Raw genomic sequence first — 17,482 nt, forward strand, 5'->3', positions numbered from 1 at the left:
TAACTGCCACACCCTTCGCACCGGGCGCTCCGGTCGGCCCAGGCTCAACGGCAGCCCGATCCCGGCCAGTTGGGCGCGCTCCTCGCCCGACGGCGCCCTGCGGCCGGTGCCGATCGGCAGCGCGTCGGCGTCGGACAGGGCGGCCGGGAACGCCGTCCCCGCGATCCCCTCCAGCAACTCCCTTGCCCGCGCGAGCCCAGCGGCAGGCACGCCCCGCAAGGTCCACTCCAGTTGCTCACCCGGGCGGCAGGTTGAAGGGCGTGACGACCTGGATGGGGGACGGCGGTGGGGGTGCGGCCTCGGGCAGGGCCCGGTGGGCGCGCAGGACCGTCTGGCAGGCGCGGCGCATGTCCTGGCGGAGGTCGTGGTGGAGCACGGCGGACAGGCGGCGTTCGCGCAGGAGGCGGGTGTTGTCCTCGTCGAGGTCGTGGGCGACGAAGACCACGCAGCGCCGGCCGAGGGCGGCGAAGGCGTCGAGGGTGGCGAGGTTGCCGCCGCCCATGGAGTAGACGGCGACGATGTCCTCGTCGCGGCGCAGGGCCTCGGTGACCAGGTCGCGCTGGGTGGCGTCCAGGCCGTCGCTGTCGGTGACCTCGACGAGCGCGCGGCGGGGCGCGGCGAGCCGCATCTCGCTGCGGAAGCCCATCTCGCGCTCCTCCTCGCCCCGGAAGGAGCCGCGGCTGATGGTGGTGAGGACGTTGCCGGGGCGGTCGCCGAGCCACTGCTGGAGGAGGTAGGCGGCGGTCGCGCCGGCCGCGCGGTTGTCGATGCCGACGTAGGCGAGGCGGGCGCTGCGCGGGAGGTCGGTGACGAGGGTGACGACGGGGACGCCGGCCGCGGTGAGGCGGGCGACGGCGTCGGTGGTCTCGGGGACGTCGGGGGCCTTGAGGATCACACCCTGGCTGCCGCGCCGGGCGATGCCGTCGAGGACGGCGGCGAGCCGGCCGGCGTCGCCGGTCTCGCGGAAGTGGAAGCGGGAGCGGACCACCGCCGGGTGCAGGGACGGCAGTTCGGCTTCCAGGGCCGCGCGGACGGCGGTCGAGAACCGTTCGGGTGCCTGCATGACGATGTCGAGCATGAAGGTGCGGCTGCCGATGCGGACCTGGTCGCGCTGGCGGTCGAGGTCGGCGACGGCCGCGTGGACCTCGCGGACGGTGCTCTCGCGGACGCCTCCCCTGCCGTGCAGGACGCGGTCGACCGTGGCGGTGCTCAGCCCGGCCTGGCGGGCGATCTCCCTGATCGAATGGGGGTGGCGCATGAGGTGTTCCCGAAGTCGATGATGGACTTTTGATTCACTGCCGAGGCTTGCTTGAGGTGTTCGGCACCTCAAGACTGGCAGAAAGCCCCGCACGGCGAAAGGACCCGCATGTCCCGCACCACCGGCGCCTGGCTGACCGAGGCCGACTGCGACCTCGGCGCCCTGCGCGCACTCGTCGAACAGCAGACCGACCCCGCCGGCTACCTCACGGCCGAGGGTGTCGAACAGAACGTCCTCGTCTACGACAGCGCGCGCCTGCGCGGCCTCGAGGGCGCCGAACGCCGGGACGTCCAGGCCGAGTTGGCCCGGGCGCTGCTCGACGGGCCCGGGATCGTCGTACTGAAGGGCGCCTTTCCCGATCCGGGGGTCGTCGACCGGGCCTCGGAGGCGTTCCGGGGGATCATCGAGGAGGAGCGGGTCGGCGGGGGTGCTCGCGGGGATCACTTCGCGAAGCCGGGGGCCAACGACCGGGTGTGGAACGCGCTGGAGAAGACGGCCGTGCGGGCGCCGGAGGTGTTCGCCGACTATTACGCGAACGAGGTGCTGGCGCTGGTCTCCGAGGCGTGGCTGGGACCCGCGTACCAGGTGACGTCGCAGATCAACGTCGTGAATCCGGGGGGCGCGGCGCAGAGTGTGCACCGGGACTACCACCTCGGGTTCCTCTCGCAGGAGCAGGCGGCGGGGTATCCGGCGCATGTGCACCGGCTGTCTCCGGTGCTGACGCTCCAAGGGGCCGTCGCGCACTGCGACATGCCGGTGGAGTCGGGGCCGACGCTGTATCTGCCGCACTCGCAGAAGTTCGAGCCGGGGTATCTCGCCTGGCGGCTCCCGGAGTTCGTCGGGTACTTCGGCGGGCACCACGTCCAACTCCCGCTGGACAAGGGGGATTCCGTGTTCTTCAACCCGGCGCTGTTCCACGCCGCCGGGCACAACCGGTCCGCCGATATCCGCCGGATGGCGAACCTCCTCCAGATCTCCTCCGCGTTCGGGCGGGCCATGGAGACGGTCGACCGGGAGGCCATGGCGAACGCCGTCTATCCGATGCTGCTGAGCCGCAAGTCCGAGGGGGCGGCGGAGGATTGGCTGCGCCGGGTGGTCGCCGCGACCGCCGAGGGCTACCCCTTCCCGACCAACCTCGACCTCGACCCGCCGGTCGCGGGCCTCGCCCCGCCGTCGCAGGCGGATGTGCTGTGGCGGGCGGTGTCGGAGGGGTGGGCGATTGAGCAGTTGCGGAAGGAGCTGCATGCGGGGGTGGAACGGCGGGTGAGCTGAGGGGAGTTGGGGGGCGGCTCATTCGGGGCCGCCTCCGCTGAAGGTGCCCGGTGTTCCGAGGGGCCGCCTCAATTCCCGCTGGCCGTCGGGAACCCGCAGGTGAAAGGGTACGAACGTCCGTATCCACAGCGGAGGTTCACACCCCCACACCCCAGGAGGCCCCCTCATGTCCGTCATCCACCGCACGACGCTCACCCCGACCAAGCTGGAGCTGCTCGCCCCCTGGCTGCCCACCCGCCCCTGGCACCAAGGCCCCTCCGGCGCACCGGAGTTGGCCAGGTCGGGCGGCTTCCGGCTGGACGACCCCGAGGGCGAGGTCGGCATCGAGTTCCTGGTCGCGGGCGACGGCCCGACGGCCTACCTCGTACCGATGACCTACCGCGCGGCCCCGCTGGAGGGCGCCGAACACGCGCTGATCGGCACGACCGAACACGGCGTCCTCGGCCGCCGCTGGGTCTACGACGCCGGCCACGACCCGGTGTTCGTCGCCCAGTTGACCGCCCTCCTCCAGGGCGCCGCGCAGCCGCAGGCCCAGAGCCTCAGCGACACCCCCGACCACGAGGTCACCTTCTCCTACACCGGCGACCACGCCCTCCCCGCGTCCTTCACCGTGACGGACGACGAGGAGGGCACGCTGCTGTCCGCACCCGGCGCCGTGATCCGGATCCACCGGGTGCTGCGGGCCGGTACGCCCGACGCGGTGCTCGGGCACATCGGCGCGCACTGGACCGACGCCGACGGCACGCGCGTCGAGGGCGCGTTCTTCAGCGTCGTGGAGAAGTAGCGTCGTGGAGAAGTAGCCCGTATAGACAGACCGCTCAGCCGCGTGAACGCCCGTACAGCGGAGGCCTCTTGGGGCGGGCAGTCGTGCCGCGGACGATCAGGCGGGGCGGCAGGACGACCTCGCGGGGTTCGGTGCGGGAGCCGTCGAGGCGTTCGACCGCCGCCGTGACCGCCTGGCGGGCCTGTTCCTGGGCGTTCTGGCTGACGGTGGTGAGGTTGAAGCAGCTGAGGCGGGAGTGGGTGTCGTCGTCGTAGCCGGCGACGGAGATCTCGTCGGGGACGGCGACGCCCGCGCGCGTGAGGGCGGCGAACACGCCGATGGCGGACTGGTCGTTGAAGGCGACGACGGCCGTGGGCAGCCCGCCGGCGTCGAGCAGCTGCCGCGCCGCTCGCTCCCCGCCCGCCTCGGTGTGGTCCCCGCCGAGGATCTTGACGCGCTCCCCGAGCCCGTGCCGCCGCATGGCGCTGCGGTACCCCCGCCGCCGGTCGGTGGCGATGACGCCTTTGCCGCCGTCGACGTAGACGATGTCCCGGTGCCCCAGCTCGACCAGATGGTCGACGATCTGGCCGACCCCGTCGTCGTCGGCGCTGCGTACGACGTCCAGGGCGGCGTCGGTGATCCGGCGGCCGACGGCGATGACGGGGAGCCGGCTGCCGAGGTCGGCGAGGTGTTCGCCGGAGCCGGTGGGGCCGAGGAGGATCAGGGCCTCGCTGCGGAAGGCGAGCAGGGTGCGGGCGGCGGCCTGCTGGTCGCGGTTGCGGGTCTGGGTGGACAGGACGAGGTCGTAGCCGACCTCTTCGGCGGCGGTGTGCAGATGCTCGACGAGTTCGGCGTGGAACGGGCTGTGGACGTCGATCATCACGCCGAGGAGGCGGCTGCGGCGGCTGGCGAGGGAGCTGGCGGTGCGGTCCACCTGGTAGCCGAGGTCGGCCGCGGTCTTCAGTACGCGCTGCCGGGTGCGCTCGCTCGGGCCGGGGGCGCCGCGCAGGACCAGGGAGACGGAGGCGGTGGAGACGCCGGCCCGGGTGGCGACGTCCTCCAGGCGGGCGCGTCGGGGCGGGCCGGCCCGGTGAGCGGTGGTGCCGTCTGCGTCGTCCATGTGCGTCTCCCCGTGCCCAAGTCAGCCGTGCAACACCCTTGACACCCTGCTGAAACGAGGTCGATAGTACCAGCACTTAAAGCGCTTTAAATTGTCCTGTTGTCGCGACGAACTCTGCGGCGCAGCCGCTTCTCCCGCTTCTTTCGCGCAGCCCTTTTGCACAGCGAGGTGCATCACCCATGACCCCCTCCCGTTCCCGCAGACTCGTCCCCGTCGTGGCCGCGACAGCCGCCCTGGCGCTCGCGGGGTGTTCCAGCAGCACCGGCGGCAAGAAGGCGACCGAGAGCGCGGCCGGCGTCTCGGCGGGCAAGGCCGACACCCCCAGGATGACGATCGCGATGGTCACCCACGCCCCGGCCGGCGACACCTTCTGGGACACCATCCGCAAAGGCGCCGAGGCCGCCGCCGCCAAGGACAACGTCAAGCTGATCTACTCCAACGACGAGACGGCCGGTGACCAGGCGAACCTGGTGCAGAACGCGATCGACCAGAAGGTCGACGGCATCGCCGTCACCCTCGCCAAGGCCGACGCCCTCAAGGACGTCGTCGCCAAGGCGGAGCAGGCCGGTATCCCGGTCGTCGGCCTGAACGCGGGCCTCGGCGTCTGGAGGCAGCAGAAGCTGATCTCCTTCTTCGGCCAGGACGAGTCGGTCTCCGGCCAGGCCCTCGGTACGCGGCTCAACGGCACCGGCGCCAAGCACGCGCTGTGCGTCATCCAGTCCCAGGGCGACGTCAACCTGGAGGAGCGCTGCGCCGGGGTGAAGAAGACGTTCGGCGGTACGACCGAGATCCTCAACGTCAACGGCACCGACATGCCGTCCGTGAAGTCGACCATCATCGCCAAGCTGAAGCAGGACCCCTCGATCGACCAGGTCGTCACGCTCGGCGCCCCGATCGCGCTGACCGCCGTGCAGTCCGTCGCCGAGGCGGGCGCCAAGGCGAAGATCGCCACCTTCGACCTCAACAAGGATCTGGTGGCGGCGGTCGAGAAGGGCAGCATCGAGTTCGCCGTCGACCAACAGCCCTATCTCCAGGGCTACTTGTCCGTCGACGCGCTGTGGCTGTACAAGAACAACGGCAACTACAGCGGCGGCGGTGAGGCGCCCGTGCTGACCGGTCCGGCGTTCGTCGACAAGTCCAACGTCGCGCAGGTCGCCGCGTTCGCCGCGCAGGGCACCCGCTGAGCACGTCCCTCCCCCAGGAAGGCACCCTTTCATGAAGATCGCCCTCGACCCGTACATGATCCGGAACGTTCCGCTGCTCGAACTGCCCGGTGTGGTGGCCGAGTTGGGCTACGAGTGGATCGAGCTGTCGCCGCGTGAGGACTTCATCCCCTTCTTCCGGCACCCGCGCGTGGACGACGCGACCGTCCGCAGGTTCCGCAAGGCGCTGGACGCGGCGGGCGTCGGCGTCTCCTCGCTGCTCCCGCTGTTCCGCTGGTCGGGCCCGGACGAGGACGCCCGCCAGGCCGCCGTGCGCTACTGGAAGCGGTCGATCCAGATCGCGGCCGACCTCGGGGTGGACAGCATGATCTCCGAGTTCAACGGCCGCCCCGAGGAATCCGACCGCAGCGAGGCCCAGTTCTGGCGGTCGATGGAGGAGTTGCTGCCCCTGTTCGAGCGCGAGGGCATCAAACTGGCCCTGGAGCCGCACCCGGACGACTTCATCGAGAACGGGTACGACGCCGTCAACCTAATCCGGGGCGTCAACCACCCGAACGTCAGCTTCCTCTACTGCGCGCCGCACACCTTCCACATCGGCGACGACGCGCCCGGGATCATCGCGTACGCGGGCGACCTGCTCACCCACGTCCACCTCGCCGACGCCTTCGACCACACGGCGTCCTCCGGGAACCGGTACATCCTCAACCCGCCCGGCACGGCGGCCCGGATCCATCAGCACCTCGACATGGGTGAGGGCGAGGTCGACTTCGCCGAGCTGTTCCGGGAGCTGAAGGCGAACGGGTTCGACGGGACGCTCACGGCGTGTGTGTTCGCGTGGGAGGAGCGGGCCCGGGAGTCGTCGGTGTTCATGCGGGGGAAGATCGCCGAGTATCTCGCGGGCTGATTTTTTTTCGGCGCGGTTTAAAGCGCTTTAATAGAGCGCTCCAGGCTCTGGAAGCTTGGGGCGCTCCCCACTGACCTGTTCTCAAGGGAGTTCACCATGTCGGTTAAGCCACTCTCCGTCGCCGTGATCGGTGCCGGGATGGCCGGGCGCAGTCACGCGGCCGGGTACCGCAACGCCAACACGGTCTTCGGGGCCGGGCTGCCGCCGGTGCGGCTCGCCGCGATCGCCGATGCCAACGTGGCGCTGGGCGAGGACGCCGCCCGCCGGTACGGGTTCGAGAAGGCGTTGCCGAGCTGGGAGGCCGTCGCCGAGGACCCGTCGATCGACGCGGTCAGCATCGTCGTGGGCAATGATCTGCACCGGCCGATCGCCGAGGCGCTGGTCGCGGCGGGCAAGCATGTGCTGTGCGAGAAGCCGCTGGCCGGGTCCATCGAGGACGCCGAGGCGATGGCCGCGCTGGAGCGGGGGGCCGGGGTGGTGACGTCCGTCGGGTACACGTTCCGGCGGGCGCCGGGGATCGCCGCGATCCGGGAGCATGTGCGGGGCGGGGAGCTGGGGGAGCTGACGCTGTTCAGCGGGCGGTACTGGTGTGATTACGCGACCGATCCGCGCGGTCCGCTGAGCTGGCGGTTCAAGGGGGGTGCGGGGTCGGGGGCGCTCGGGGACGTCGGTTCGCACATCATCGACGCGGCCGAGTACGTCGCCGGGCCGGTCGTCTCCGTCTCCGGGGCGGCGCTGTCGACGCAGATCACGAAGCGTCCGCTGCCGCTGGGCGCGGTCGTGGGGCACAACTCGGCGCCGGTGTCGGACGAGTTCGGGGCGGTGGAGAACGAGGACACCGCGTCCTTCACCGCCCGTTTCGAGTCGGGGCTCGTCGGCACCTTCTCGGTCACCCGCACCGGCTTCGGCCTGCCGAACGGCCTGTTCTTCGACGTCCTCGGCGTCGGCGGGCGCGCGGCGTTCGACCAGCACCGCCCCGCCGAGTACCTCTTCGACGACGCCCAGCCCGAGGCGCGTACCCGGGGTGCCCGGCAGGTCATCGCCGGGCCGGCGCTGCCGTACTTCGCGGGCGGGGTCCCGATGGAGGCGCCGGGGGTGGGGGCGAGCAACGCGGACAACTTCACGTATCAGGCGCGCGCGTTTCTCGATCAAGTGGCGCTGGTGCGGGGGGAGTTGGCGGAGGGGGCGGCGGTGCTGCCGCCGTGCGCGAGTTTCGCGGAGGCGTTGCGGACGATGCGGATCATCCGGGCGGTGGTGGAGTCGGCGGGGCGGGACGGCGCGGCCGTGACGGTCCCCTCCCTCTGACCGCGCCGCACGGCCGTAGCGATCCCTCCCTCTGAGCGGTCGCCGGAAGGCTTCCTCCCTCCTCCTGAACTTCCCCTACTTCTCCCGGAGTTACGACATGGCTCTCAAGCTCGGCGCGTACACCGCCTGTCTGCACGACCGCACCCTCACCGAGGCCCTCGACATCCTCAAGGCGAACGGCCTGACGTCGGTCGAGGTCAACACCGGTGGTTTCATCCCGTCCCCGCACTGCCCCGTGGACCTCCTGCTGTCCTCCGCCCGGGCCCGCGAGGAGTATCTGGCGGTCTTCGCCGACCGGGGCATGGAACTGACCGGCCTCAACTGCAACGGCAATCCGCTCAACCCGCTGCCCGGGGTGGGCCCGAAGCACGCGGACGACCTGCGCCGCACCATCGAGCTGGCGGGGCTGCTGGGGGTGCGGCACGTGGTGACGATGTCGGGCACGCCGGGTTCGGACCCGGACGCCAAGTACCCGTCCTGGGTGGTGAATCCGTGGGACGGCGTGTACATGGACGTCCTGGACTACCAGTGGGGGGTGGCGGTCGGATTCTGGAAGGAGATCGACGCGCTGGCCCGCGCGAACGGCGTCCGCGTCGCCATCGAGATGCACCCGCACAACCTGGTCTTCTCGCCGGTGACCCTGAAGCGACTGGTCGACGAGGGTCAACTGACCAATGTCGGCGCGGAGATGGACCCCTCCCACCTGATGTGGCAGGGCATGGACGTCATCGCCTCGGTCAAGTGGCTCGGCCCCCTGGTCTTCCACGCGGCGGCGAAGGACGCGAGGCTCTGCCCCGGCGCCGACATCCGCGGCGTCCTCGACACCTCCTTCACCCGGGTCCCCGCCGACTCCCCCGCCAAGGTCCCCACCGGCTACGGCCATTGGTGCAACGCCTGGCCCGAGAACCCCGCCTGGAAATTCGTCGCCGTCGGCCTCGGCAACGAGGTCCCCTTCTGGACGGAGTTCCTGCGCGCACTGGCGGAGATCGACCCGGACATCGCCGTCAACATCGAGCACGAGGACGCGGATTACTCCCAGCTCGAGGGGTTGGCGCTGGCCGCGGAGAATCTGCGGGGGGCGGCTGCGGGGATCTGAACCGCCGGGTGGGTTCCCCCGCCGGCTTCCGGCACGGGAGCCCACCCCTCACCCCACCTCCCCCGCCACCACCCGCGCCGCCTCCGCCACCAGTGCGCTGTTCGACGGCCCCTGTGCCGCGTACGTCGTCGACAGGACCGCCAGGACGATCGGCGGGCGGTTCGGGGGCCAGACCACGCCCGCGTCGTTGGCCACTCCGTACGACGAGCCGCCGCCGGTCTTGTCGGCGAGGGTCCAGTCGGCCGGGAGGCCGGCGCGGAAGCGTTCGGTGTTGGTGGTGTTGGCGGTCAGCCAGGCGGTGAGGAGGGCGCGGTCGGCGGGGGCCAGTGCGTCGCCGGTGAGCAGGTGGTGGTAGGTCCGGCCGATCGCGCGCGGGCTGGTGAGGTCGGTCTCCCGCCACGGCTCCGCCGAGTTCAGCTCCGGCTCCCAGCGGTCGAGCCGGGTGACGCCGTCGCCGGTCGAGCGGGCGAGGCGGGTGACCGCGGCCGGGCCGCCGACCTCGCGGAGCAGGAGGTTCGCGGCGCCGTTGTCGCTGTGGGAGACGGCGGCGGCGCACAGCTCCCGCACGGTCATGCCGTGCGCGACGTTCTCGTCGGTGCCTGTGACCGGCGCGTACCCGGCGGCCTCGACGTACTCCTTGGTGTAGCGGACGCGCCGGTCGAGCGGGACGCCGTCGCGCAGTACCGCCGCCGCGGCGATCCCCTTGAACACCGAGCACATCGGGAACCGTTCGTCCGCGCGGTGGGCGATCGTCCGGCCGGTCGCGGTGTCGTACGCGAAGACACCGAGCCGGGCGGCATACTTCCGCTCCAACTCACCGAAAGACTCGGTGAGTCCGGGGGCGGCGTGGGCCGGGCCCGGCAGGGCCGTCGCGAGGGCGGCGCCCGCGCCCAGCGTGAGCATCGCCCGGCGGCCGAGAAGCGTCTGTTCCATTGCGTACGTCCTTCTTGCCATCGCTGTGTCCCCCCTGTACGACAGTCAAGACGCGGTCAAGTCCGGTCCCGGTTTCCTCTTTTGCCCCCTGCGTCTCACACCAGCCGCCGTATCTCCCCCCGCACCCGGTAGAAGCCGCCCGCCGCCGAGTGCAGCGCGTCCACCACATAGCGCGCCCCCGGTTCCCGGATCGCGTGCGGGAACTGGACGTTCCAGGACGGCTCGTAGCCCTCGGAGAGCACGTGGACGCGGAGCCGGCCGCCCTGCTGGACGCACTCCACGACCACCTCGCCGGCGGCGGGACCGGCGACGGTGGCGACCGCCGTGGCCGGGGCGCGCACCGGCAGGGCCGCGGCGAGTTTGATGTCACGGGCGACCGGGACCGTGCCCTGCTGGGCCGACGCCACGGCGGCCTCGCTCGCGTCGACGCAGACCAGGGCGCCCGAGGTGGTGACGAGGTACAGCCGTTCGTCGCGGTACTGCATCGACAGGGCCGAGCCGTCGCCCGTGCCGAGCTTCCACAGGCGTGTGCCGTCCCGGTCGAAGCAGTAGACGGAGGACGCGGAGTCGCCCGCGAAGACGTATCGGCCGCCGGGCGAGGTGGCGCAGGAGTAGACGGCGCTGTCGCACGCGTACGTGGCCTCGACGGCGCCGGTCGCCTTGGACAGGCGCTGCACCGCGCGGTGGGCGGTGCCCGCGTAGACGGCGTCGGTCTCCTGCCAGCCGAAGAGGACGGCTCCTTGCGTGCGCGTGTGCCACAGCTCGCCGCCGCCGTCGGGCGCGTAGGCGGTGACGCCCGCGGTGTGGCCGTGGTAGACCGCGCGGTCGTCGGCGCGGATCATCCACGCCTGTTCGCCCCGGCTGCGGCGCGACCACTGGTGCTCATCCTCATGGTCGATGACGGTGAGCCGGCCCTCCCGGTCGGAGACGTCGAGGACGCCCTCATGGATGTCCAGCCAGAAGATGTCGACGTCGGCGGCGATGTCGTAGGCGGCGAACGGCAGCTTCGACGAGAGGTCGTACACCTTGCCGTCGTCGCAGCCCGCGTAGATCCAGAAGTCGTCGGCGACCAGGCACTTCACGCCGTCCGGCAGGCCGAAGCGGGCGAGGACGGCGCCCTCGTGGTCCAGCGTGTAGACGTCGCCCGCCTGGTTGCCGACCCAGCAGCGGTCGTCGTCGACATGGATGCCGAACGCCGAGGAACCCGTACGGAAGCGCCACAGCACCGGGGCGACGGCCCGCGCGGTGGACGGCGCCGAGGTCACCTGACGGCGGGTCACCGCGCGCGGGGCGCGTCCGCCGGGCACCGCCGGGGCGTACCCCTTGCGGATCTTCTCCCCCACCTTCTTCGCGGCGGCCGTCTGTGCCTTCTGCCCGGTCGCGAACGACGTCGTCTGCACCTGGCCGCCGGCCCCGATCCGGCCGTAACGGACCGTCACCACCACACCGTCGACGCTGACTTCGTAGAACTTGTGCGCCCCGCCGTCTTCCTGCGACAGCTCCAGATACGTCGTCGACACGACAGACCCCTCCCCATGAACAGATCCGCCGATCCCTCGCGGATCACCACTGCTCACACCGTAGGGGCCACCACTGACAACGCCTCCTGAGCAGGCCTTACGTTCATTCCACGGGGTCCCCGACCGTGTAGACGTCCTTCACCTTCACCTCGGAGACCCCCCGCCCCTCCGGGAAGACCCGCCGCCAGTCGCCGGTCACATGGAGTTCGTCGGTGCCCATCGCGCGGACGACGCTCAAGCCCTGCTCGTGCGCCTTGTACGCCTTCATCCAGAGGTTGGCGAAGGCCTGGGAGCGGATGAGGTGCATCCAGTCGGGGCGGTAGAGCTGCCGGTTGTAGTTCGATTCCCCCATCGTGGAGACGAACTTCGAGTACATCGCCTTGACGTACTCCAGGGTGACGTCGTCGTCGTTGTCGACGGCCTTGCCGCGCGCGTCCTGGAGCGCGACGCGGAACTTCTCCAGCAGGTTCTCCGTTGCACCTGATGTGAACGATTCGTGCACGACCGGGGGTTCGCACAGCGCGTGCCGCGGGTCCGAGAGGCGCAGCAGGAGCCGGAGGGTGGGTTCGGTGACCCACAGGGGGCCCGGTTCGTCGCGGTTGCCCAGGGGGTTGGGGAGGACCGCCGAGTGCTCCCACTCCGGCGGGGTGATCAGGTGGACGCCCGCGCGGCGGCGGTCGTGCCCGAAGCCCTTGGAGTGTTCCAGCTGACCGATGGGGAGGTGGGTCTTCAGAGCGGACAGGTAGGCGCCGTTGACGTCCAGCGCCGTCACCTCGTGTTCGCCGGGCGGCAGTTCGGGCCGCGTCCACTTCGGCCGCGCCTCCCAGATCTGGTCGGCGCCCCGCGCGGTCTGCTTGCGCAGCACGTCCGGGATCCAGGGGTGCGCGACGATGTCGTACCGTCCGCCCTTGCGGGTGTGGTCCAGCAGCGCCATCGCGTCCGGGATCGCCCGCCGCACGAGCGCCTCCGTCGCCGCCTCCACGTCCCCTTCGTGCTCGGCGAGCACCGCGGTCACCGCCTGGGCGATGAGGTCGGGTTCGGCGGCGGGGTGGAGGGTGGCGCGGCGCGGGGGGTTCGCGGGCTTTCCGGTACGGGCCGCCGGACGGGCGGGGGGAGTTGCGGCGGAGGCGGGCTCCCGCGCGGGCGCCGCCTCAGAAACAGCCTCGGGGGCCGCTACGACAGACCCCGCGCCCCCGGACTCCGCCGCACCGCACGCCCCCGGGTCGAGATGCTGCGCGAACCCGGCGACCTGATGCGACGCCGGCCCCCCGCACAGCACACACGGCTCCGGAGCCGCCAACAGCTCCACATCGTCGTCACCGGCATCGACACCGACATCGGCATCGGCATCAGCCGCCTCGACGGAAACCTCAGCCTCAGCAGAAACCCCGACCTCCCCCGCACCGGAAGCCCCCAACTCCCGCTCCCCCAACCGCCCCTCGACAGCCCGCAGAAAATACGCGTACCGATCCCGCACCTCCCCGCTGGGATCCCGCCCCGCCTCCCACCCCCCGACGGTCGACGGACTCACCTGAAGCGTGCGCGCGACCTGCGCCCGGGAGAGATTCAACGCCTCCCGCAGCTCACGCCGCCGCTCCGCGGGAGGCAGCTCGGCCTCGGGGCGGGCGGCCTGGTCCAGCAGGGCGTCGATGTCGTCGTACGGCTGCGTCATCGTGTCTCTCTCCGGCGCCAGATGAACTGCCGGAACGCTATCAGGGGTCCGCATCCGCGCACGCCAACGGCGGTTTCGGTGAGATCATGGGGCGTCAGTACTACATCTCTGTAGAGGAGCACCGTACGTGTTCGAGAGCCTCAAGAACCTCAAGGACAAGGTCGAGGACATCGCCGAGGCCCACGGGGACAAGATCTCCGACGGTCTGGAGAAGGTCGGTGACTTCATCGACGACAAGACCGACGGCAAGCACAGCGACAAGATCGACACGGCCGTCGACAAGGTGCAGGAGTACGTCGGCAAGCTGGGCGAGAAGAAGGACTGACCTCAGGGCCCGCCGGCCCGCACAGGCCGGCGGGCCCTTGCGGCGACCCCCCGAAGAAACCTTCCGGCACCCCGAAGCAGGCCGCCGCCCCCTCAGGCCGCCGTGTCCGCCGCGAGGATCTTCGCGAGCAGTTCCAGCGTCGGGTGGATGTCCCGCTGGAGCCGGATCAGATCGAGCCCCTCGTCGCCGACGACGGTCAGCATCGCCCGGTCGTTGATCGCCTGGACGACGACGTGCCGGTCGGCGCTGCGGGTGATGACGTCGCGCAGGCCGGTGCCGCCCGCCTCGTGGGCCATGCGGCGGGCGAGGCTGAGGGTGGCGGCGGAGAGGGCGGCGACGGACTCCGGGTGGACGGAGTCGGAGTCGGCGGCGACGAGGAGTCCGTCGACGGTGGAGATCACCGTCTCGCTGACGCCCAGCACCCCCTCGCGCAGGGCCGTGAGGACCTCGACGAGTGGCTCGGACTGGTGGAGTTCGGACATCGGCATTCCCTTGAACGGTGGCGTACGAGCGAGGAGTCGGGCGGGTTCAGGGCAGTGCCGCGAGAGCCGCGCGGACGCGGTGGAGCAGAGAGGTCTCGGGCTGATGCTCCTCCAGATCCGGGACGGGCGGCGGACCGGCCACCGCGCCGGGGCGGCGGACGGGGAGAACCGGGGCGGGCGGCGCCGGGGTGGGTGGCGCCTGGACGCAGGGCTCCTGAGTGCGGGGCCGCTCGTCCGGGAGTGCTGGGGAGCGCCGCGGTCTCACCTGTAAGCGGCGCGCCAGCGCCAGGTTCCGCCGCTTCGACTTCCTGCGCCGACGTGGGTTCACACGGTATCCGATCGATGAGGGTGGTGTGTCCCCGGAGTACGTTGCGGAAGTGGCATCGGCGTGGCCGGTGGGTGAAGCGTCACCCCGTCGTGGCCGCCTTGCACCCGGGGAGCGGTGCTGGGCCGGCCGGCCGTCGGGGTTTCGTTCAACAGCAGTCCCTGGGTGCGCAATTGCGCAAGGTCGAGCATGACGGCGTAGCTGCCGCGGCCGAGCGCGAAGGCGATGTCCCGGGGGGTGCGGCGGCCGTTGACGGCGTCGAGGACGGCTGCGAAACGGGGGGTCAGGCGGGGGCGGGGGCGGTCCGCGCGGCGGACCCGGGTACGGGCGAACTCTGTTGGTGAGCCCCAGAGTTGGGCGAGCGTGGTGAGGCGGCGGGTGGCCTCGGCGGTGACGAGGTGCGGGGCGAAGGCGCGGGCGGCGACGACGTCGGGGGCCGGCGGGTGCACCTCCCAGTCGGTGGCGTTGCCGAGGGCGAGCGCGAAGGCGCCGTCGAACAGGGCTGCCGTACAGGTGATTTCGAAGTCCTGTGGGGTCAACAGGCCGCGTTCGGCGAGGACTTGGCTCAAGGTTCCGCCGGCCGCCCTGGCCGCGGCCCATGAACTGTCGTCCACGCGGCCGGACTTGACGAGCAATGACTCCGCGCCGGGGGCGCCGGGGGTGTCGACGGCGGTCATCAGGCCCCGGCGCAGATGGATCGTGCCGCCCGGGCTGCCGCCGACCGCGACGGTCGCGTCGCGGCCTTCCGTGTGCAGGGCTGCGAGGAAGGCGGGCAGGTTGCGCGGACGGCTCACGCGCTCACCTCGGCCGCGTACCGCCCCAACTGGTGCAGAACCAGAGCCAGGTTGGCGTTGCCGCGGTCCAGCGCGGCGGTCAGCAGCAGCGGGTCGCCGGGCCGGTCCACGGCGGTCAGGACGAACTGCTGCTCGGTGCCTGTGATGACGATGCTTTCCAACTCCCCCTGTGCACCGGCCGCTTGGAGCCCGCTGCCGACCAGTGCGGCCAGCCTGCCGCACTCGACGGGATCGGGGCCGTTCGTACCGGCCTCGCCGTAGGAGAGTCCCGTGACGGCGTCGACGAGCGAGACACCCGTGACGCCCGGCAGTTCGAGCAGGCGACTCAAGGATGTTTCGACTGAGGACAACGGGACTTCCTTTCACCAATGCTTCACATGATGACGGAAAGCACAGTAGTTTAATCGCAAAGGATCAGGACAGGCCATCGGCCGCTCATTTTCTGACCCCCCGTCACTTAGCACCACCGTACAGAGCGAAGGGCATCCCCATGAACATCGAGACCGCGCTCAAGGAAGCCATGACGATCGACGGCGCTCTGGGCGTCGCCCTGGTCGACTACGAGAGCGGTATGTCGCTCGGCGTCCTCGGCGGCGGCCAGGGCCTGGACCTCGAAGTGGCCGCGGCCGGCAACACCGAGGTCGTCCGCGCCAAGGCCCGTACGCTCGAACTGCTGGGCATGGAGGACTCCGTGGAGGACATCCTCATCACCCTGGGCGCGCAGTACCACCTCATCCGCCCGCTCGGCAGCAGCCGCGGCAGCCTCTTCCTGTACCTCGCGCTGGACCGCTCCCGCGGCAACCTGGCCCTCGCCCGGCACTCCCTCAAGCGCATCGAGGGCGAGCTGGACGTCTGACGGCGCCCGCCCCGACAGGCGTTCCCCGAAAGGCAGTCGTCCCCCGAAAGACATAGCGTCCCCAAAAGGCATTCGCCTCCTGGGGCATTTACTCGGGGCATATGACAGAGGGCGGAACAGGTCATGGACCCGTCCCGCCCTCGGCGTCGTACACGAAATCAAACAGCCGAAACAGCCGTCGCCAAAGCAATTGCCGCAGATGCGGCGTCGCTAAAGCAACTGCCGCATCCGGTCTTCTACTTGCCCCGGCCCCAGGCCCAGGCCAGCCGTGCCGCGCCCGAGTTGTTCGTCACCTTCAGCGAGGGGTTCGCCGTCGGGCCGGTCAGCTCCGTCAGGCTGTAGGTGTCCCCGGTGCGCAGGCCCGGCCAGTACACCGAGCCCATGTGCAGCTGGCGGAAGACGTCCGTGTCGGCCTGGATGTACGCGATCTCGTTGTCGTTGCCGGGGTTGGTGCCGGTGTAGTCGAGTCCGCTCGTCATCGTCGCCCCGAACTCGTCGGCCACCGTGCGCGAAGCGCAGTTGCCCAGGCGGTTCTTGAGGTCGGTGACCCAGTCCGCGTAGCTGTGGGTGCCCCAGAAGCCGTAGTGGTGCAGCGAGAGGTAGGTGCCCTTGAGGCGCGGGTCGGCGCAGACCGAGACGACGCTGTCGTTGTAGCCGCTGCCGCTGACGAAGATGCGGTTCTTCGGCACCTTCGGGAAGGTCGAGATCCACTGTGCGGCGATGTCGGCCCACTGTGCGGGCGTGTAGCCGTGCGGCTCGTTCATCGGCTCGAAGTAGACCTGGCCGTTGCCCGAGTAGGCCTGCACGACCGTCTTCCACATCGGCCAGTACGTGGCGGTGTCGTCGATGAACCCGTCCTTCTGCGCGCCCGTCCCCTCCCAGTAGGAGACGATCACCTTGAAGCCCTGGCGGGTCGCGGCGTCGATGACGGCGCGGTACGACTTCCAGTAACTGCCGTTCACCGTGTACGGGTTGATCGGGATGCGGACGGTGTTGGCACCGAGGTTCGCCTTGAACCCCCCGATGATCCGGGTCGCCTTGTGGTACGTCGTCGCGTAGTCGTCCGCGAGGGACAGACCGGACAGGACGACCTCGTCGTTGGCGTAGTTGTCGCGCGGGTCGGCCCAGTTGACGCCGTGGAACCGGCTGGTGTCCGCCGTCGGCGCGGCGTTCGCGTGGGCACCGGCGCCCAGCGTCGCGACGCCGGCCAGGGCCACCGCGGTGACGAGTGAACGCAGGCGGGTACGCCGGGAGTTGAGGTGACGCAGGGGCACGGGGGTACCTTCTTACACGGGGGCTCGGCTCGGCTTCGGGCACCGCGCGGCTCACGGCCCGAAGTCAGACCACTCATGATCGGTCGGCGCGAGTCTCATTCCCGTACTACAACGTTGTCAAGAGTCTGTGTGCCGGGTCCCGGCAAGCGCTTACCACCCCTTTACCCCGAGACGTCGCTCGGCGCGCCGACACGCGGCGGGGCCGGGCGCCGGGCGGGCCTCAGAAGAAGGCCGAGCCGGGGTTGCCGTCCGCGCCGTACGGACGCCGGGCGAGCGGGCCGCCGATCGGCGGGGCCTGGATGATGCGGGCGAGTTCGCGCTGTATCCCCTCCGCCTCGCTGCGGACCTGGGACGGTATGTCGCCGCGTTCGGCGACGAGACGGTCGAAGATCGGGGTCTGACTGAACACGCGAGTCCGTT

General features: G+C 70.9%; 18 protein-coding genes. 8 read left to right on the forward strand and 10 right to left on the reverse strand.

Features of this window, described 5'->3' with window-relative positions; all coding sequences use genetic code 11:
• Positions 1-235: 235 nt before the first annotated feature.
• Positions 236-1,258, reverse strand: a complete 1,023-nt coding sequence (locus ACYUD3_RS20560) for a LacI family DNA-binding transcriptional regulator (protein WP_470971897.1) — start codon at positions 1,256-1,258, stop codon at positions 236-238.
• 108 nt (positions 1,259-1,366) lie between these two features.
• On the opposite strand from ACYUD3_RS20560, the gene ACYUD3_RS20565 reads away from it, so the two are divergent.
• Together ACYUD3_RS20565 and ACYUD3_RS20570 are read left to right on the forward strand one after the other, a co-directional pair.
• Positions 1,367-2,530 (forward strand): phytanoyl-CoA dioxygenase family protein, encoded by a 1,164-nt coding sequence (locus ACYUD3_RS20565; RefSeq protein WP_470971899.1) that lies wholly within the window; start codon positions 1,367-1,369, stop codon positions 2,528-2,530.
• Between the two features lie 166 nt (positions 2,531-2,696).
• A complete protein-coding gene (locus ACYUD3_RS20570; protein WP_470971901.1) occupies positions 2,697-3,314 on the forward strand; it encodes a maltokinase N-terminal cap-like domain-containing protein in 618 nt (205 codons plus the stop codon).
• 34 nt (positions 3,315-3,348) lie between these two features.
• Here ACYUD3_RS20570 and ACYUD3_RS20575 read toward each other — a convergent pair whose 3' ends face one another.
• On the reverse strand, positions 3,349-4,413 hold the full coding sequence (locus ACYUD3_RS20575; RefSeq protein WP_470971903.1) for a LacI family DNA-binding transcriptional regulator: 1,065 nt from the start codon (positions 4,411-4,413) through the stop codon (positions 3,349-3,351).
• Between the two features lie 179 nt (positions 4,414-4,592).
• Between ACYUD3_RS20575 and ACYUD3_RS20580 the strand changes: the two genes are divergently transcribed.
• The 4 genes from ACYUD3_RS20580 to ACYUD3_RS20595 all read left to right on the forward strand — a co-directional run bounded on the left by ACYUD3_RS20580 (position 4,593) and on the right by ACYUD3_RS20595 (position 8,881).
• Positions 4,593-5,597, forward strand: a complete 1,005-nt coding sequence (locus ACYUD3_RS20580) for a substrate-binding domain-containing protein (RefSeq protein ID WP_470971905.1) — start codon at positions 4,593-4,595, stop codon at positions 5,595-5,597.
• Positions 5,598-5,628: 31 nt separating this feature from the next.
• Positions 5,629-6,480, forward strand: coding sequence for a sugar phosphate isomerase/epimerase family protein (locus ACYUD3_RS20585; RefSeq protein ID WP_470971907.1), 852 nt, complete (start codon positions 5,629-5,631; stop codon positions 6,478-6,480).
• A gap of 96 nt (positions 6,481-6,576) precedes the next feature.
• Entirely contained in the window at positions 6,577-7,785 is a 1,209-nt protein-coding gene (locus ACYUD3_RS20590) for a Gfo/Idh/MocA family protein (RefSeq protein WP_470971910.1), read from the forward strand.
• 97 nt (positions 7,786-7,882) lie between these two features.
• Complete coding sequence (locus ACYUD3_RS20595; protein ID WP_470971912.1) at positions 7,883-8,881, forward strand: sugar phosphate isomerase/epimerase family protein; 999 nt, start codon at positions 7,883-7,885, stop codon at positions 8,879-8,881.
• Positions 8,882-8,929: 48 nt separating this feature from the next.
• Here ACYUD3_RS20595 and bla read toward each other — a convergent pair whose 3' ends face one another.
• From bla to ACYUD3_RS20610, 3 genes are all read right to left on the reverse strand, one after another.
• Entirely contained in the window at positions 8,930-9,814 is an 885-nt protein-coding gene (gene bla, locus ACYUD3_RS20600; protein ID WP_470971914.1) for a class A beta-lactamase, read from the reverse strand.
• 95 nt (positions 9,815-9,909) lie between these two features.
• Positions 9,910-11,334: a WGR domain-containing protein gene (locus tag ACYUD3_RS20605; RefSeq protein ID WP_470971916.1), complete on the reverse strand. Its 1,425-nt coding sequence runs from the start codon at positions 11,332-11,334 to the stop codon at positions 9,910-9,912.
• Positions 11,335-11,437: 103 nt separating this feature from the next.
• The gene (locus ACYUD3_RS20610; protein WP_470971918.1) at positions 11,438-13,006 is read right to left on the reverse strand and encodes a helix-turn-helix domain-containing protein; all 1,569 of its coding nucleotides are present in this window, start codon (positions 13,004-13,006) and stop codon (positions 11,438-11,440) included.
• Positions 13,007-13,133: 127 nt separating this feature from the next.
• On the opposite strand from ACYUD3_RS20610, the gene ACYUD3_RS20615 reads away from it, so the two are divergent.
• Positions 13,134-13,331, forward strand: coding sequence for an antitoxin (locus tag ACYUD3_RS20615; protein WP_470971920.1), 198 nt, complete (start codon positions 13,134-13,136; stop codon positions 13,329-13,331).
• Positions 13,332-13,423: 92 nt separating this feature from the next.
• Here the strand turns inward: ACYUD3_RS20615 and ACYUD3_RS20620 are convergent, their stop codons facing one another.
• The 3 genes from ACYUD3_RS20620 to ACYUD3_RS20630 all read right to left on the reverse strand — a co-directional run bounded on the left by ACYUD3_RS20620 (position 13,424) and on the right by ACYUD3_RS20630 (position 15,282).
• The gene (locus tag ACYUD3_RS20620) at positions 13,424-13,813 is read right to left on the reverse strand and encodes a roadblock/LC7 domain-containing protein (RefSeq protein WP_470971922.1); all 390 of its coding nucleotides are present in this window, start codon (positions 13,811-13,813) and stop codon (positions 13,424-13,426) included.
• Between the two features lie 324 nt (positions 13,814-14,137).
• Positions 14,138-14,932, reverse strand: a complete 795-nt coding sequence (locus ACYUD3_RS20625) for a hypothetical protein (protein WP_470971924.1) — start codon at positions 14,930-14,932, stop codon at positions 14,138-14,140.
• Positions 14,929-15,282: a roadblock/LC7 domain-containing protein gene (locus tag ACYUD3_RS20630; protein ID WP_470971926.1), complete on the reverse strand. Its 354-nt coding sequence runs from the start codon at positions 15,280-15,282 to the stop codon at positions 14,929-14,931. The genes ACYUD3_RS20625 and ACYUD3_RS20630 overlap by 4 nt, the downstream gene beginning before the upstream one ends.
• 140 nt (positions 15,283-15,422) lie before the next feature.
• Here ACYUD3_RS20630 and ACYUD3_RS20635 point away from each other — a divergent pair, with 140 nt between their 5' ends.
• Positions 15,423-15,788 (forward strand): hypothetical protein, encoded by a 366-nt coding sequence (locus ACYUD3_RS20635; protein ID WP_470971927.1) that lies wholly within the window; start codon positions 15,423-15,425, stop codon positions 15,786-15,788.
• Between the two features lie 236 nt (positions 15,789-16,024).
• On the opposite strand, the gene ACYUD3_RS20640 is transcribed toward ACYUD3_RS20635, so the two are convergent.
• Both ACYUD3_RS20640 and ACYUD3_RS20645 read right to left on the reverse strand, forming a co-directional pair.
• Positions 16,025-17,062, reverse strand: coding sequence for a glycoside hydrolase family 5 protein (locus ACYUD3_RS20640; RefSeq protein ID WP_470971929.1), 1,038 nt, complete (start codon positions 17,060-17,062; stop codon positions 16,025-16,027).
• A gap of 220 nt (positions 17,063-17,282) precedes the next feature.
• On the reverse strand, positions 17,283-17,471 hold the full coding sequence (locus ACYUD3_RS20645) for a hypothetical protein (RefSeq protein ID WP_470971930.1): 189 nt from the start codon (positions 17,469-17,471) through the stop codon (positions 17,283-17,285).
• Between the last annotated feature and the right edge of the window lie 11 nt (positions 17,472-17,482).

Source organism: Streptomyces sp. AMJ-169, assembly GCF_055597585.1.